At 67.4% G+C, this 16,004-nt stretch carries 11 protein-coding genes; 7 read left to right on the top strand and 4 right to left on the bottom strand.

Annotated elements, in window-relative coordinates:
• Positions 1-124: 124 nt before the first annotated feature.
• Positions 125-631, bottom strand: a complete 507-nt coding sequence (locus EOT10_RS32325; protein ID WP_127831942.1) for a DinB family protein — start codon at positions 629-631, stop codon at positions 125-127.
• A gap of 41 nt (positions 632-672) precedes the next feature.
• Positions 673-951 (bottom strand): hypothetical protein, encoded by a 279-nt coding sequence (locus EOT10_RS32330; protein WP_127831943.1) that lies wholly within the window; start codon positions 949-951, stop codon positions 673-675.
• Positions 952-1,070: 119 nt separating this feature from the next.
• Between EOT10_RS32330 and EOT10_RS32335 the strand changes: the two genes are divergently transcribed.
• The 5 genes from EOT10_RS32335 (at position 1,071) to EOT10_RS32355 (ending at position 3,991) form a co-directional block, all read left to right on the top strand.
• A complete protein-coding gene (locus EOT10_RS32335; RefSeq protein WP_127831944.1) occupies positions 1,071-1,886 on the top strand; it encodes a helix-turn-helix domain-containing protein in 816 nt (271 codons plus the stop codon).
• Entirely contained in the window at positions 1,883-2,083 is a 201-nt protein-coding gene (locus EOT10_RS32340; protein ID WP_127831945.1) for a DUF397 domain-containing protein, read from the top strand. Before EOT10_RS32335 ends, EOT10_RS32340 begins: the two co-directional genes overlap by 4 nt.
• Before the next feature lie 269 nt (positions 2,084-2,352).
• Entirely contained in the window at positions 2,353-3,108 is a 756-nt protein-coding gene (locus tag EOT10_RS32345; RefSeq protein ID WP_127831946.1) for a GntR family transcriptional regulator, read from the top strand.
• 40 nt (positions 3,109-3,148) lie between these two features.
• Positions 3,149-3,529, top strand: a complete 381-nt coding sequence (locus EOT10_RS32350) for a hypothetical protein (protein WP_127831947.1) — start codon at positions 3,149-3,151, stop codon at positions 3,527-3,529.
• Between the two features lie 15 nt (positions 3,530-3,544).
• Positions 3,545-3,991: a hypothetical protein gene (locus tag EOT10_RS32355; RefSeq protein WP_127831948.1), complete on the top strand. Its 447-nt coding sequence runs from the start codon at positions 3,545-3,547 to the stop codon at positions 3,989-3,991.
• Positions 3,992-4,135: 144 nt separating this feature from the next.
• Here the strand turns inward: EOT10_RS32355 and EOT10_RS32360 are convergent, their stop codons facing one another.
• Both EOT10_RS32360 and EOT10_RS32365 read right to left on the bottom strand, forming a co-directional pair.
• On the bottom strand, positions 4,136-4,489 hold the full coding sequence (locus EOT10_RS32360) for a hypothetical protein (RefSeq protein ID WP_127831949.1): 354 nt from the start codon (positions 4,487-4,489) through the stop codon (positions 4,136-4,138).
• Between the two features lie 65 nt (positions 4,490-4,554).
• Positions 4,555-12,489 (bottom strand): DNRLRE domain-containing protein, encoded by a 7,935-nt coding sequence (locus EOT10_RS32365; protein WP_431313350.1) that lies wholly within the window; start codon positions 12,487-12,489, stop codon positions 4,555-4,557.
• Positions 12,490-13,031: 542 nt separating this feature from the next.
• Between EOT10_RS32365 and EOT10_RS32370 the strand changes: the two genes are divergently transcribed.
• Both EOT10_RS32370 and EOT10_RS32375 read left to right on the top strand, forming a co-directional pair.
• Entirely contained in the window at positions 13,032-13,544 is a 513-nt protein-coding gene (locus EOT10_RS32370) for a hypothetical protein (protein ID WP_223281332.1), read from the top strand.
• A complete protein-coding gene (locus tag EOT10_RS32375) occupies positions 13,544-15,934 on the top strand; it encodes an N-acetylmuramoyl-L-alanine amidase (RefSeq protein WP_127831951.1) in 2,391 nt (796 codons plus the stop codon). The genes EOT10_RS32370 and EOT10_RS32375 overlap by 1 nt, the downstream gene beginning before the upstream one ends.
• The last annotated feature ends 70 nt before the right edge of the window (positions 15,935-16,004 follow it).

Here is a 16,004-nt window from a genome sequence, read left to right on the forward strand (position 1 = left end):
AGTGTGAATCCGCTGGTCACAGCCACCCAGCGCGGCACACCGTGGAGTCGACGCTCAGGTCCCGAGTGATCGCACCCTTGGCGTCGGCCAGGGACTGGACACCGGGACCAGACGGACGGCCGCCCTAGTCGCCGGTGGCGCCGTCGAGCATCTCGCGCAGGATGTCCAGATGGCCGTTGTGGCGGGCCGTCTCCTCGGTGAGGTGGAGCAGGATCCAGCGCAGGTCGACGTGGAGGCCGTCGCGGACGGCCCGCTGGGCCCGCTCGTCCAGACCGTGCCCGGCGACCAGCTCGCGGTACCGGGCGCTCTGTGCGGCGTATTCGTCGAGCAGCTGCGCGAGCGGGAAGTCGACGGCGATACGCATCTCGCGGTCGGGGTCCTCGTCGGTCCAGGGGCCCCGGTCCTCCTCGCCGAGGAAGACCACTTGGAACCAGTAGTACTCGACCCAGCGGAGGTGGTTGATCAATCCGCTCATGGTCATCAGGGGTGAGCCGGGCAGGAGCGCCTTGCGCGCGTTCTCCGCGGAGACGCCGTCGCACTTGGCGCGGGCGGTGTCACGTGCGTAGTCGAGAAACGTGGTGAGCTGGGTGCGCTCGTCCCACGCGGGCGGCGTGTCATCGATTCTGGTCATCCCGTGAAGAGTCCCCGCTGACCGCGGCCGGTGTCGAGGGCTTATCCGTGGCCTTCCGACAGCACCACCCTCCCCGCCACCCGCAGCGCGTCGTCCAGGGCCTCGGCCAGGCGCGCGCTGAGAAAACGGAACTCCTCCGGCGGCACGTCCAGCTCCGCCAGCATCTTGCGGGCGTGGCCCAGTAGTTCCTCGCCCAGGTCCAGCTGCATCGCCTCCGCCTCGTCGGCGAGCCGGGCGAGGGGGCCGTCACCGTCGGTGGACAGGTAGCACGGCTTGCCTTCGGGCGTCTTCCACGGGAGCAGCCGCATGTTCTTGGTCATACGCACCACGCTCCCGCGCTGGCCGGTGCGGGTCCCCAGGATTGACCCAACGGTGCGATGGGGTAGGCGTGTTGTGCGATCCGTGCGATCGCGCTCCGCGCTGTGCACCTGGAGGCTGGATGCCCCACGACGACAATCCCCCGCCCGCGCTCCTGATCTTCGGCGAGCAGTCGCGCTTCCTGAGGGAGCAGCGGGGGATATCGCGTGGCGAGCTCGCGGCACGCATCCCGTACTCGGAGTCGATGATCGCGATGGTCGAACGCGGGGAGCGGCCACCGCAGCCGGCGTACATCGTGGCCGTCGACGACGTGCTGGGCGCGCAGGGTCTGCTGAAGCAGCTGGCGAGGCATGTGGCGGAGCGGGACCATCCGGCGTGGGCGCAGGATTACGTGGATCTGCAGGCCAAGGCGTTGGCGTTGCACGTGTACGTGACGCATTTCCTGCATGGCCTGCTCCAGACGGAGGAGTACGCGCGGACCGTGTTCCGCTCACGGCGCCCCAGCCTTGAGGACGACGCGATCGAGCGGAACGTACGAGCGCGCCTGGCGACCCAGAGCCTGCACACGCGCAAGCCGTACTGCCGACTCACCTTCGTGCTGGAGGAGTCCGTCCTGCGCCGGACGCTCGGCGGCCGTGAGGTGCAAAACGCCCAGCTCAAACACCTGGCCGAACTGGGACAGCTGCACAACGTACAGCTCCAGATCATGCCGGGGACACGCGAGTCCCATGCGGGCATCGACGGCCCCATGACACTGCTGGAGACCCCGGATCACCGAACCGTCGGATATGTGGAGGGCCAGCAGGGTGGCTACTTCCTCACCTCACCCGAGGACGTCAGCGTCATGAGCCATCGGTACGGTGCCTTGCGGGCTCAAGCCCTCGACACCGAGGCATCGTTGGATCTGATCCAACGGCTACTGGCAGGAGAGGCATGAACACCGAACTGGCGTGGTTCAAAAGCAGTTACAGCGGAGGCGATGGCGAAGCCTGCCTGGAGATGGCCGCAACCCCCGCCACCACCATCCACGTACGCGACTCCAAGGACGTAAAAGCACACCCCGCCCTCACTTTTACGGCGGCCCCCTGGTCGATCTTCATCAGGCACATCGCCGCAGGTGGCGCCGGAGCCTGACCGAGCGGGGACCGGTGAGACAGGACCAGAACCGGGTCCGCCGGTCCCCGCCCCGCCCGGCACTCTCCAAAGAACTGAACCAAAAGAACTCTCTCCCCTCCCCCGTCTTGAACGCCTGAACTCCTCACCCGATGGGGTGAGTTGATGGACACGGACCCCCGGGGTGTGGTTACGCTCAGCCACCACAACCGCACAAAGCAACGGCCCCCGGCCGGGACGGCAATCCCGATCGAGGGCCTGACCACAACAGGAAGTAGCACCCTTCCCTCATGGCTACCGCCAACCCTAACGCCGTGCCCTCATCCGGCGTCATCCACATCCGCGTTCGCCTCACGAAGGACTTCTGCGTCCTCGCCAACCGCCTGCTCCAGCGCCGCGGTTCCGCGGTGACGGTCGGCGTCGCGGCGTACATCTTCTCGCTCCCCGAAGGCGCCCCGATCACGATCAAGAGCCTGCGCGAGCACTTCGACGAGGGCGAGATCCTGATCGCGAGGGCACTGCGCGAACTGGAGGCGGAGGGCTGGCTGGAGCGCAGGGTGCAGCGCATGCCGGACGGGAGGGTGGTGACGCGGACGTACGTTTATGACGCGCCCGGCACCACACCGGCGACGCCGCCGCCCCCGCCGCAGCGACCGGCTCCGACCCCACCCCCGCCCCCGGCCTCACGCCCGGCCACCCCGAACCCCGAGGCCAGCTCGATCCTGCGGGCGCTCCCGCTGGCTGACGGGCGCCTGACGCTGTCGCCCAGGGAGGTCACGTCACTGGCCCCGGCGGTAGCCGCCTGGCTGGAGTCGGGTGCGAACCTGACGACGATCACCGAGGCGCTGTCGGCGTCACTTCCGGAGGGCAAGCTCCACAGCCCGGCGGGCCTGCTTTCGCACCGCCTGAAGACAACCCCGACGCCGACGGCGCCGAAGCCCCGCCCCAAACCGCACCCGTTCCAGGACTGCCCCAAGTGCGACCGCCCGTTCCGCGCACCGGAACCAGGCAAATGCCGGGACTGCCGCGAGCGGGCGGCGGCGTAACTGACGGGCGACGCCCGCGTTCAGTCTCTACAGTCACCGCATGGCCACCGAAGACGAGCACCCGCGTCAGCCCGACATCGTCGCGATGCTCACCGACCAGACGAGCGCGTGCAAGCCGGCACGCGAGGCCATCGCCGCAGGCGCCAGGGTGAGAATCTTTGACGGGACGGCGCCTCATTGGATGGTGGCCGGCATCGCCGCGACGAGGCTGAGACGGACGTTGGCCCGCGGCCTGCAAGAGATCACCGGCCTCGACGAGACCGTCGAGATCCTCGCCCGGCACCGCGGCGAGCAACTGCGTACCGGGACCATCGACCCGGCAGACCGGGTCTGGCACTACGAGCTGTACTTCGACGCCACCGGCACCGAGCTCTTGGCCTGCAGCGGCGTCAAACGCCCTTCAAGGCACAACAAGCATTAGAAGGTGAGGACGTCGTTGTTTTCGATACCCGAGCGCGGCTGGTGGCTGATCGCCGTGATGGCGACGGCTTTCTTCATGATCGCCGTACCGGCGCTGGCGACCGGAATGAAGTACGCGGACGATCCACGGCGCACGACGGAGCAGCAGGCCAGACAGCGGAAGTGGTTGTTCTACCTCGGTGGACCCGTGCTCTTCGCCGCCCTCCTGGGGGCGAAGCTGCTCCGCTCCGGTTCGGCATCACCGATCCTGTTCATGTACAGCGCCGTGGTGGCCTCGCTCCCGATCGCCATCGCTCCGGTCCGCGGCAGACTGATCAAGCAGTCCATCGCCCAGCAGCAGAACCCTGACACAAAGATCAAACTCGACCGTGTCACGGCGGTCTGGATCTACGGCTTCCTGTCCGTGGTGATGCTGGTGGTCGTGGCCGCGGTGATGGCAACGACGTACGGCAAGCAGAACTAGACAAGCTGTTCCAGCATGTCCCTCAACTTTCGGTGCGTGGGGTGCTCCTGGAAGGCCGGGTACCTGTGCGCGCGAACCGGAGTCCGGTCCACGGAAAGGCGGTGGGCCGAATAACCCGGCCCACCGCCTCGCTTCAGAACACCATCAGGCCTGGTTTGGCCCGCAGCTTTGAACTTCGATTCCGGATACGCCGAGAGTTTCCGCGATCAGCAGAGTCTCCACACGAGTCCCCTTTCGGCCAGTGGCCTTGAGGGCTTTTGCTGAGATCAGCGCTTCCCGCATCGTCTCCCCGAAGATTTCACGAATGGCTTTCATGATCTTCCCGTCGGACGCACCCGAGTCGATGACCTTGATGCAACTGCTTCCGTGCTCGGCCAGCAAGAGGTCGCGAATGAAACCAGGGGCCTGCCCCCAGTCGCCGTCATCCGACTCGATCCCACAGTTGCCGCAGGACCAACTGAACTCCCAGCGCAGCTTGCCCTGATCGGCGATCTGCACGCCCCACGCCTCGCAAGCATGGTGACAGTTCGTGCATTCAGTCGGAATCCGAACCGCTTCCCGCTTCATTGCCAGCCTCGCATCCTCATGTACCGATCGACCGTTCCGTAGAACCGATCGGAATTGCCCGATCCGTCGCGCGGATGGTGCGCACCAGGGACCCCCCTCGCAAACCATCGGTGGTGCAGTTCTTCGTGGACCAGCGTGTTGCGAAGCTCGTTGCGGCTCACGAACGGCTTCCAGCCTACCTGGGTGCCGAGACCCTTCTTCGCTATTCCGGTGCTCACCCAGGGACTGTACTGCGGGTGATGCGTGAACTGCATATCCGGAAAGTCTTCCCCGATGATTGCGTCTATGGCGCGATTCCGGGAGCTGGCGGTCTTTCCTGTCACGTGACTCAGGTCAGATGTCCAGGTGTTGCCGAGATGTGACCCCTGGTGCTCAACGGCGCTGCCTACCGAGGAGGTGACTTCCCCGGCACGCCCGACGTCAGCGGCATCGTCAAGAAGCTTGGCGCCCTTCAGCACCTTGCTTCCGACGGGGATCACCGATGCCGCAGCCATCGTGCACTGCCACACCGACGGGTCGTTCCAGCACCCCTCGACGTCAGCGACACCGGACAGTTCCTTGACGAAGTCCCAAGGATCGACCCAGTTCTCGAGGCCCGTGGAGCCGTCGTGGTACTGGACGTTGAACTCGAGCTTCTCCGGGTCGGGGATGATCGGGTCCCCGCCCCCCTGGTACTGCTGGCGTGCCTGGCAGCCGGCGTCGCAGGACTCGTGCCCGTCCCGGTCGACGTTGTTGACCGGGTTGCCGCCGGCGAAGCCGTAGCGGTTGCTGTTGGCGGGCCCGGCCCCCAGGCTCATGTCGGCCGCGGCGCCGACGTACGAGTCCGGGCTGATGAACCGGTTGACCTCCGGACTGTAGTCCCGGAAGCCCATGTCGTAGGTCTGCGACTGGGCGTTCCAGCGCTTGCCGTTGAAGCGGTAGGGGTTCTCCCCATCGCTGCCCGGCTCCGCGATGCTGTCCAGGCCGGTCCACTCGTCCTTGGCGTCCTGGCCGTAGGCGGTGTAGCCGTATGTGGAACTGGGCTTACCGTCGTACGCGTTGGTGAACGTCTCGACGTCGCCGTGGCTGTTGTAGCCGTAGTAGCCGCTGTCGCCGTTCAAGTGGTCGAGCTGGGAGAGGCGTTCGCCTCCCAGGCCGAACTGCCAGGTCTTGACGAGGGTTCCGTCGAGCTCGTCGCTGAAGACCTCAGTGTCGAGACCCAGGTAGCTGTACTCGTCGGTGTAGGCGTTGTTGACACTCTTTTCGACCGTGCGGTCGAGAGGGTCGTAGCGGTAGTTGGTCGTGTCTGTCTTGGTGCCCGCCTTGCGCACCGTGCCGATGAGCCGGTCGAAGCCGTCGAAGGTGTTCGTCTCTACGGCGGCGCCACCGTTTTCGGTGACGGACTTCATCCGGCCGAAGGTGTCGTAGTCGTAGATGGCCGAGGAGTCGACCAGGTTCGAGGAGGAGCTCAGCCGGTTCTTCCTGTAGTAGAACTCGGTGATGTCCGACTTCTGGAGGAAGAACTGCTTGGTGACGTTGGAGTTGTCGTCGTGCCAGTACTGCTCCGTCCGCGGCTTGTTGCCGGTCTTGTCCAACTCCTTGATCCGGTCGACCGGGTCGTAGGTGTAGTTGGTCACGGAGTTCCGGAGCCCGTCGCCGTCAGCGCTCAGCAGCGACGCCGTGTCCTTGCTCTTGTTGCCGTTGGCGTCGTACTCGTAGCCGTGCGACGAGACCAGGTCGCCGGCTCTTGTCTTCTCCGCGCTGGTCTTGACGGCGCTGTTCGCGTAGTAGGTGTAATCGACGGTGTTGCCGTTGCCCTTGGTGAGCGTGGCGCGCTGACCGCGATCCGTGTACGTGAACTGCGTGATGTCCGGCTGAGGGTCGGTCGGCGTCTGGCCCGACGTGACCTTCTTGAGCAGGTTGCGCAGGTCGTACTCGTACTTCGAGTTCTGCTGGGGGTGGTCGACGGTGTCGAGCTGGCCGTTGGCGTCGTAGGTGTAGGAGGTGGTCTTCGCCACCTGACCGGTGAGCGCCTCCGTGACCTTGTCCACCTGGTTCAGACCGGTGTAGGTCATCGTGTACGGCACGCTCGTGGTGCTGCCGACCGTTTCACCGATCGTGAGCATGTTGCCGTTGAGGTCGTAGTCGTAGGCGTACGACCTGTCCGCGGACGGGTCTCCGGCGGCGTCCGTGCGGCCCTTCAGGGAGCCGTCGGGGTAGTGCGACCAGCCCATGGTCCGCGTGGACGTGCCGTTGTCACCGGTCAGCGTCCGCTTCTCCTGCTGACCGACGTTGTTGTAGTCGTAGGCCGTCTTGATGTTCCACGCGTCGGTGGAGGTCTTGATCCAGCCGTTGTCGAAGTAGGTGTAGTCGGTGTCGATGCGCGCCGGGTCACCCGCCGGCGGCAGCGACGTCTTCTTCACCCGGCCCACCTCGTCGTACACCGTTTCGGTGTAGACGTCCGCCTTGTTGTACGTCCCGTCCGCCGGGTCGTACGGCTGGAACTGCTTGACCGGCCGGTTGAGCTTGTCGTACTCGGTGCGGGCCGCGAAGTCCTCGGCCGTCCCGGTGGTGGCGGTGCCCCGCGGCGTCTCGACCTTGGTGGTGTTGCCCACCTGGTCGTACTGGTAGCGGGTGGTGCGCACCGTGGTGCCGTCGTACGGCACCTTGACCTCGAAGGTCATGCCCCGCTCGTCGGGGACGATCTGGGTCTTGTTCTGCTCCTGGTCGGTCGTCGCGACGACGATCGAGTCCTTGTCGTACTGCGTGGTGGTGTACTTGCCCGCCGCGTCGATCTGCTTGACCGGCCGGTGGTCGAAGTCGTACTCCGTCTTGCTGGAGTAGTCGGTGGTGTCGGCCGACGCGTTCTTCTTCGGGTCGATCACCGTGACGGTGTTGCCGACGTTGTCGTACGCGTAGGACGTCTTGTCGTCCTTGGCGTCCACCACCGACGTGAGCCGGTAGATCGCGTCGTAGTTGTTGGTGGTGACGTAGTCCGTGGCGTCCGCGGTGGTCGCCACGCCCTTCGGCTCGGTCGTCGTGCTGAGGTTGCCGACCTTGTCGTAGGTGTAGGCCGTCTTGCGCTCCGCGGTCAGGTTGTTCGCCGGCGCGGTCGCCGACGTCACCTGGTCCATCGGGTCGTACGCCGCCTTCGACACCGCGTTCGTCGGTGACGTCGACTCGGTGATGTTGTCGTTGGCGTCGTACACCGGAGCCGGGGTGGTGATGTAGTCCCCCGCCGCCTGGTCCTTCGGCACCTTGCTCACCAGCGGACGGCCGAACGTGTCGTACGTCTGCGTGCTGGTCTTGTCCAGCGCGTCGGTGGTCGAGGTGATCTGGCCGCGCTCGTCGTAGACGACCTTGGTGGCCTTGGCGTAGGGGTCGGTGAGCGTCTTCGGAGCGCCGACCGGGTCGAAGTCCGACGCCTGCGTCGCGTTGCCGTTGGCGTCGGTGACCTTGGTCTGCTGACCGTAGGTGTCGTACTCGTACGACGTGGTGTAGTCACCCGCCGTGGCCGTCGACACGCCCTTCGGGTCGGTGGCCGTCTTCAGGTTGCCGAACGCGTCATAACCGAACTGCCACTTGCGGCCCTCCGGGGAGGTCTGCGTGTACAGATCGGCCGAGAAGCCGTCGAGCCGCGTCTGATACGTGTAGACGGTGGCGGCCGTGCCGTTCTTGTTGGCCTCCGCGTCCTTCATCGTCAGCGGATAGCCGGTCTTCTGGTCGTACGTGTATGTCGTCTGGGCGCCGTTCGCCTCCTTGACCAGGGTGACGTTGTTGTCGGCGTCCCAGGCCATGTCGGTCGACTGACCCTTGGCGTCGGTGGTCTTCACACCGCGGCCGAAGTCGTCCAGGACGTAGTCCGTGGCGTGCGCCTCGGGGTCCGTGACCTTGGTGTCGGTGAACTTGCTGTTCGTGGCGTCCGCCGCGTAGGCGAAGCCCGTCGAGTTGTTCAGCCGGTCACCGATGGTCTTGGTCCACCAGTGGTACTTCGGGTCGTCACCGGTCTGCGGAGCGAGGTACGTCAGATCGGTGTCGTTGCCGCGCGGGTCCGTCGCCGTGACCAGCTTGACGTTCTTGTTGCCCTGCGTGGCGTCGTAGGTGAAGCCGAACACCTTGGGCTGCGAGGAGCCCGCGCCGTCCGTCAGCTTCGTCATGAGCGCCTTGTCCGAGTACTCGAACGTCAGCTTGCGGCCGGAGATGTCCGTCATCGACTGGACGTGGTCGGCCACCTTCGGGAAGGGCGCCGTCGACTTGTCGAAGTACTCGACGGTCAGCGTCTGCCGGCCCGCCGGGTCGGTGATGTACTTCAGGAACTTGGTCGGCTTGCCACCCGACTTGCGCTCCTCGTACGTGTAAGTCTGCGCGTTGCCGTTCTTGTCGACCGTCGACGTCAGGTAGCCGTCGCAGCCGAACAGGAAGCGTGTTCCGTCCGGACTCGTGAGCGTCCAGGCGTCCGGCACCGGGTCCTTGTCCTTGGTGCAGGACAGGCCCGACTTCATCGTGACCTTGTAGTGGACGCCCGCCGGGGCCTTCCAGGTGCTGTCCGGCTGCTTGGAGAAGATGTGCGTGGTGCCGTCACCGTCCGGGAGACGGATCTCCGTCGGGTTCGGGTTGGGACGGAAGTCGAGCGGCGCGCCAAGACGGAGAGGTCCGGCCACCTGCCCGGACCAGCCGGCGCCGAGCACCGTGTCGGAGGTGTCGAGCGAGTTGTAGGAGAACCGGGCGAACGTGTTGAGTCCGCGGCCCGGGTTGCTGAACGCGTCGTACGTCCAGACGCTGTTGCCGGAGGCCAGGTTGTTCAGGACCGACGAGCCGGCACCCGTGCTCTTGCCGGTGTAGGAGTAGAACTTCTCCAGGCCCAGCGAGTTCGACGTCGGGTCCTCGACCGCCACGTTCTGCTTCAGCGACGGGATGCCGCCGGTGCCGGCCGACAGCCAGCTGCTGTCCGAGACCTTCTGCACGTCCCAGCCCAGGACGTAGTCCGAACGCTTGTTGCCCGCGTCCGAGTTGATCGGCGTGGACACCTTCGCGTGGACGGTGGCCGACTCCGCCGGGGCGAGGGCCGGGATGGCCGTCTTGAGCTGGTTGCCGCCGGTCGTGACATCCGTGCCGTCGGGCAGCTTCCAGGTGTAGGAGAGCTGACGCTCACCCGCGGCCCATGCGCTGCTCGTGGTGTTGGTGACCGTGACGTCCACCGTGTAGGTGGTGTTCGGCGTCATGCGCTGCGGGGTCTGCGGCGCGTAGTACGTGTTGTCCGTCGTCGCGTCCACGTAGATCACGCGGAGCAGCGGGCCGAGCTGCTGGTCGGCGCCCTCGGAGGCCAGGAACAGCGTGCGCTCCTGCGGTCCCGTTGCCGTCTCGTCCTTCAGCTTGACCATCGCGCCCTTGTTGCTGGACGGGGTCTTGACCCAGCCCTGCGTCATGGACGTGGCGTCCCACCAGTGTCGGCCGACCTCCGAGACCTGTGCCACGGTGTCGGAGACCGTGGCCCCGAAGTCACCGCCGGGCGCGGTCCAGGGGGTGGTCGACGTGGCGTTGTTCCAGGTGGTGGTGGTCTCGTCGAAGTCCTTGTTCAGGGAGTGGAGTTCGTAGATCGCGCCGTTGGTGCCGGTCGTCGTCTCCGCACCCCACATGTAGAACGTGGAGTTCAGCACGGTCGCGGTGGCCGGGATCGAGCTGGTCGGGAACTTCAGCACCGCACGGGTCTTGCCGTACGTGCCCGAGTTGTTGCCGACGCTCAGCCACTTCTGCGGCACATAGGACAGGATCGTGTCCTCGTTGGTCGTCGGCTGCTGCGAGGACAGCGTCGAGTCGGTGACGCCGCCCGCCGTGCCCTGGATCAGCTTCATCGTCCGGCCGGCCTTCGGCACACCCACGATGCGCGTCGGGGAGCCGAGCAGCGAGCCGTCCTTCGTCTTCACCGCGATCTGGTAGTAGTACGAGCGGCCGATCTCGTCCGTGGACGTGTCCGGCGTCGGGGTCGCGGTGGTGTCCGTGTAGGCCGTGGTCGCCTTGTCGACCGGGGCCACCAGGGTGGCCGCGGACGGCGTGAAGACCTGCTGCGTGGAGCGGTGCAGCTGGTACTCGACGATGTCCTGGCCCGTGTCGCCGGTGGTGTTGCTGTACTTCGACCAGGACAGCTCCGGGCCCGTGTCGTGCACGATCGTCGGCGAGTTGAGAGCCGAGCCGACCTTGCCGTACGTCACGGTCAGGCGCGGGTACGAGGACGTCTCGCCGCCGTAGTCGCCGTCACCGGACTCGTAGCGCGGGCCGCCGGTGAGCGTGCCGGCCAGCGTGTCGTCCTTGGCCTGCAGCACGAAACCGTTGTTCGCGGACGTGCCCGAGACCCACTTCTGCACGGTGTCCGTCACCGCGAAGTCGTGCCACTGGTTGTACTCGCCGGTGTTCTTGACGATCTGGGCCGGGTTCACCAGACGGATCGAGTCCGCGATGTTGCGGGTCGTGGAGCTTCCGGTGTCCCCCAGGACGATCTTCCCCGCGTTGCCCTTGGAGAAGTAGAACTGGGTGCCGTTCACCGTCTTCCACGCGGCCGCGGTACCGGACTGGTTGACCGTCCCGGTGGCCGTGCCGTCCCGGTGCGTGATCGTGTACGGCGCTGCCGTCGCCCCGTCGGTCGCGGGCGGGAAGTGCGCCTCCACCCGGTAGGACGCGGTCTCCTTCACCTGCGGCTGCCAGGTGTAGGTCTCGCCGGTCAGGCTGTTCTTGTTGTACGCGAAGTCGTCATTGGTCGCCGCGCCGCCGGTCGTCGTGGCCCGGGGCCACTCGCCGACCGCCGCGGTACCGGTTTCGCCGTCGTCGATCTGCACCGTGGTGCCCGACAACTCACCTGACAGCGCACTGGTGTTGGACCAGGTGGCGCCCGACTCGGTCCACGGGCCGGTCGCCCGGTGGACCTCCATGGTGACGTCGTTGGCGTTGGTGGTGTGCGCCTGGTCGAAGTACATGCTCAGACGCGCCGAGTCGACCGTCGTCCCGGCCGGGATCTCGTCCAGCGGGAACTGGATCAGCGACCGCGCGATACCCGTATCGGTCTTGCCGACCGACATCTTCCAGGTGTTGTTGAAGTTCGCCGCCGGCTGATCCGACAGGACCATCGTGTCCTGCGACTGCCCCGGCGTCGGCGTGATCGTGATCGTCGGATCGATCGACACCGGGTACTGCCGCTTCGGGGCCGCCAGCCACTTGGCGTCCGGCGTGACGACGATGGTCCAGTTCTTGCCGTCCCGGACCAGCTTCTGCTTCACCTTGGGGCTGTAGGCCACCCCGTACGGCGAGTCCGCGTCCTTGCGGGTGTCCGACATGTACGCGGCCGGAATCGTCATCACCGGTGTGTGCGGCAGCTCGCCGTACAGACCGATCGACCCGTCCTTGCGCGCCCGCGGCGTCAGCCCGCCCGTGTCGAGGGTGAAGGTGTAGGAGACCGGCCCGTCCGGCGCCTTCGCCAGGACGATGTTCTCCTTCACCCGGCCCGGACCCACCCGGTACTCCAGGTCCGCACCGCCCGCCGCCACATCCTTGTACGTGACGGTCGAACCCTTGGCGGTCGGATCGAGAGCCTTGGACGAGGCGCCCTTGAGGCCCAGCGTGACGGCCGAACCGCCCGTACCCGCCTGGAACTTCAGCAGCTTTCCGGGATCCGAGCCGAACCAGCTCCGCCCGGAATTGGACGTGTTGGCGAAGTCGAAGCCCTTGGCCTTCGTCGCCTCGACACCCGTGTCGATCGACTTCCACGACTTCTTCTTGCCGGAACCCGTGGGGTATGACATCGCGACTTGCGAGATCTCCGCCTGGATCTGCCCATTGGACAGCTGCCAGAAACGCGCGTGCTCCGTACGCCGGGACGTGAGCTCCTTGACCCGCTTGGGCTCAGCGGCCTTCTTGCCCTTCGGGAGCTTCTCGCGACTGGCTATCTCCAGCTTCCCGCCCATCGGCGGCTTGGCCTGATTTTCGCCGTCGTCGTCCGAGAACCACCCCTTGACGGTGTCGAAAACACCCTTGTCGTCACCCCCCTTGCCGGCGGTCGGCGCGGAAGCGTAGGCGATCTGCGGTAGCGCGGTACTCGCCACCGCCGACACCACAAGGCAGGAGATCAATCTCCCATAGCGGACTTTCACGTCCTGTGCCCTTTCCTTTACGGACGCCCGCGTTCCGTGCCGGATTTCCTGCGCACGCAATGCGGGCATGCCGGATCTCCGGACGGCGATCGCCGTCCGGACGTCTGTCATGTGCTGGTGAGGAGGTCGGTTTCTTTTTTCCTCCCTCGTGAGCGGACGATTTCTAATCAGCCGCACACAGCCATGTCAACAGATGGAATTAATCGGGCAGTTGGCACCCTGAGTGGACACCGCCCCATTCGCCCGCTTCTTCCTGTCACTGGAACAGCCCGGCCGTCGTGGGGTATAACCGCCCGGTTCTCCGCCGAGCGCGACGCATTCGCGCGAGGAATGCTCGCCTCACGAAAGCCAGGCCCATGCCAACGTCGCCCGAACCGTCAGAGCCGACCGCCGAAACCGCCGTATCGACGCCCGAGGACGCCGAAGACTTCAAGGAATCCAAGGGAGTTGACCGGCGCGGCATAGCCGTCGGGGGTGTGCTCATCGCCGCCTGTGCCGGACTCGTGCTCTACGGCGTGCTCGACTCCGACGAGACGCCCGAGCGGCACGTGCCCACCGCCTCCGTCACGTACGAGGTCCAGGGCGAGGGCACCGCCGATCTCACCTGGCAGGCCCGCAGCGAGTCCGGGAAGGCTGTCGAGGCGCGTGACGTCACGCTGCCCTGGAAGAAGACCGTGCGCGTGCCGCTCGGCAAGCCGCCCATCGTGACCATCACCCTCGGTGAGAAGGGCGGGCGGGCCAGTTGCCAGCTCGCCATCCGCGGCAAGCACGTCCAGACCGCCACCGCGTTCGGCAAGTTCGGGCGCGCCACGTGCCAGGGCGAGCTGCCCGCGCCCGAGTCGCCCGCCGACGCCCAGGGAGAACAGTGATGTACACGAACATCGGCCGTCAGGCCGCCCGTACCGCGCTCGCCACCGCCGTCGTGCTGAGCGTCGTGTCCCTGTCGGGGCAGACCCAGACGGTCGCGGCGAAGGCCACCGTGCACAAGGGCGCCGTCCGTACGGTCGCCGTGCCCGAGGGCAGTGATCCCGGCAAGCGCGTCCTCGCCGCCCGTTCGGCCGAGCCGTTCAGCATGCTCGGCGTCACGTGGGCCGACCCCGACGCCACGCTCGGCGACGGCGCCGCCGAGGTCCGTACCCGTAGCGCGGAGACCGGGCGCTGGTCGGCCTGGCGGGCGCTCGAACTCGACGTGCACGCACCGGAGTCGGGGCCCGACCACACCCGTAAGGGCGTGCGCGGCGGAACCCAACCGCTGTGGGTCGGCGCGTCCGACGGCGTACAGGCCCGCGTCACCGGCAAGAAGCTTCCCGCCGGGCTCCGCGTCGACCTGGTCGACCCTGACGCCGGGACCCGTACCGGTGGCAGCGGCCTCGAGAAGACCGCTTCGGCCGGTCAGCCCGCCATCACCTCGCGCGCCGGCTGGGGCGCCGACGAGTCGATCGTCGCCGACCCGCCCACGTACACGACCGACACGAAGGCCATGTTCGTGCACCACACGGCCGGGACGAACGACTACACGTGCGCCGAGTCCGCGTCGATCATCCGGGGCATCCTCACGTACCACGTGAAGAGCAACGGCTGGAACGACATCGGCTACAACTTCCTCGTCGACAAGTGCGGGACCGTGTTCGAGGGGCGCGCGGGCGGCGTCGACAAGCCCGTCTACGGCGCTCACACCTACGGCTTCAACACCGACACCAGCGGTGTCGCCGTCCTCGGTGACTACAACACCGCGACGTCCACGCCAGAGGTGCGCGACTCGATCGCCCAACTCGCCGCCTGGAAGCTCGGGTTGTACGGGATCAACCCGGCGGGCACGGTCGTGATGGCGGCCGGAGCGGCCAACGGGAAGTTCACGCAGGGGCAGTTGGTGACGATGAACCGGATCTCCGGGCATCGCGACGGCTACCCGACCGAGTGCCCCGGCAACAACCTCTACGGCGACCTGCCCGCCATCCGCACCCTCGCCGCGTCGAAGAACACGCCGTCCACCGGCGCCGATGTGAACGGGGACGGTCACGCCGACCTCGCCGCCGGCATCCCGAAGGCGACCGCGAACAACGCCGCCGGAGCCGGTCAGGTCAGCGTCGTACCCGGCGCCCGCTCCGCGCCCTACGCGGCCAACAAGGCTGTCGTCACGCAGGAGTTCGAGGGCGTGCCCGGTGGCTCGGAGGCCGGTGACGGCTTCGGCTCCGCGACCGCGTACGGCGACCTCGACCACGACGGGTACACGGACCTCGTGGTCGCGTCGCCCGGCGAGGAGGTCACCGCGGGCGCTAGCGACGAGGGCGGCGTGAGCGTGCTGCGCGGCACCGCCAACGGGCTCACCGGCCAGGCTGGAATGATCAACGAGCCGGTGGCGGTGCGCGCGAGCGGCGCGAAGTTCGGGTCGGCGCTCGCCACCGGCGACTTCGACGGGGAAGGCGGCGACGACATCCTCGCCGTGGCGCCCGGCGCCGGGCGCGCCTGGACCGTCGACGGCGCCGACCGGGCGTTCTCCCCCGCGATCACGCTCTCGGACGGGCCCGTGACGGACTCCTCCGTGGCCACCGGGGACTTCGACCACGACGGGTTCGACGACGCGGCGATCACGTTCCGTACGGCGGCGGGCGACCGGCCGCTGATCGTGCTGCGCGGCTCGTCGACCGGTCTGCGAACCACCGAACCGACCGTCCTCGCGGGCGCCGGCGGACGCTCCCTCGGCTCCGGCGACCTGAACGGCGACGGCTTCGCCGACCTGGCCGTGGGCAGGCCCGACGCGGCGGCCGGCGGCGAGATCGCCACGTACCACGGCTCGGCGGACGGCCTCACGACGACCGGCGCGCCCGTCGTCGCCCGGGGCGACCTCGAAGGCGCGGCGTCCGGCGGCGAGCTGGGGGCGTCCGTGGCCGTGCGGGACACCGACGGCGACGGGTACGCCGAGGTCCTGACCGGCGCGCCCGGCGACGACTCCGGCGCGGGCCGCGCGTTCCTGCTGCACGGCGGCGCGGGCGGACTCGGCGCGACCGGTGCGGTCGCGTACGTGGAGGGGGCGGGCGGCGTGCCTGGCGCGGCGCAGGCCGGTGACCGGTTCGGGTCCGCCGTCACGATCGGCGACCTCACCGGCGACGGCGTCCTCGACCTCGCGGTCGGCGCCGAGGGCGAGAACGCGGGCGACGGCACCGTTATGACCATGAGCGGCGGGGCGGGCGTCTCGTACGAGCCGACCGCGCTCGGAGCCGGCGGCGGTACCGGTATCGGGGGCGAGCTCACGAGGTGACCTTCAGCACATCCGCACAACCAGTGATGTTTGACAGGGGTCAACCGCTGAATAGAACAGCTACCCGTGT

Origin of the sequence: Streptomyces antnestii (assembly GCF_004005495.1) — a bacterium.
In the GTDB taxonomy this organism is placed as follows: domain Bacteria; phylum Actinomycetota; class Actinomycetes; order Streptomycetales; family Streptomycetaceae; genus Streptomyces; species Streptomyces antnestii.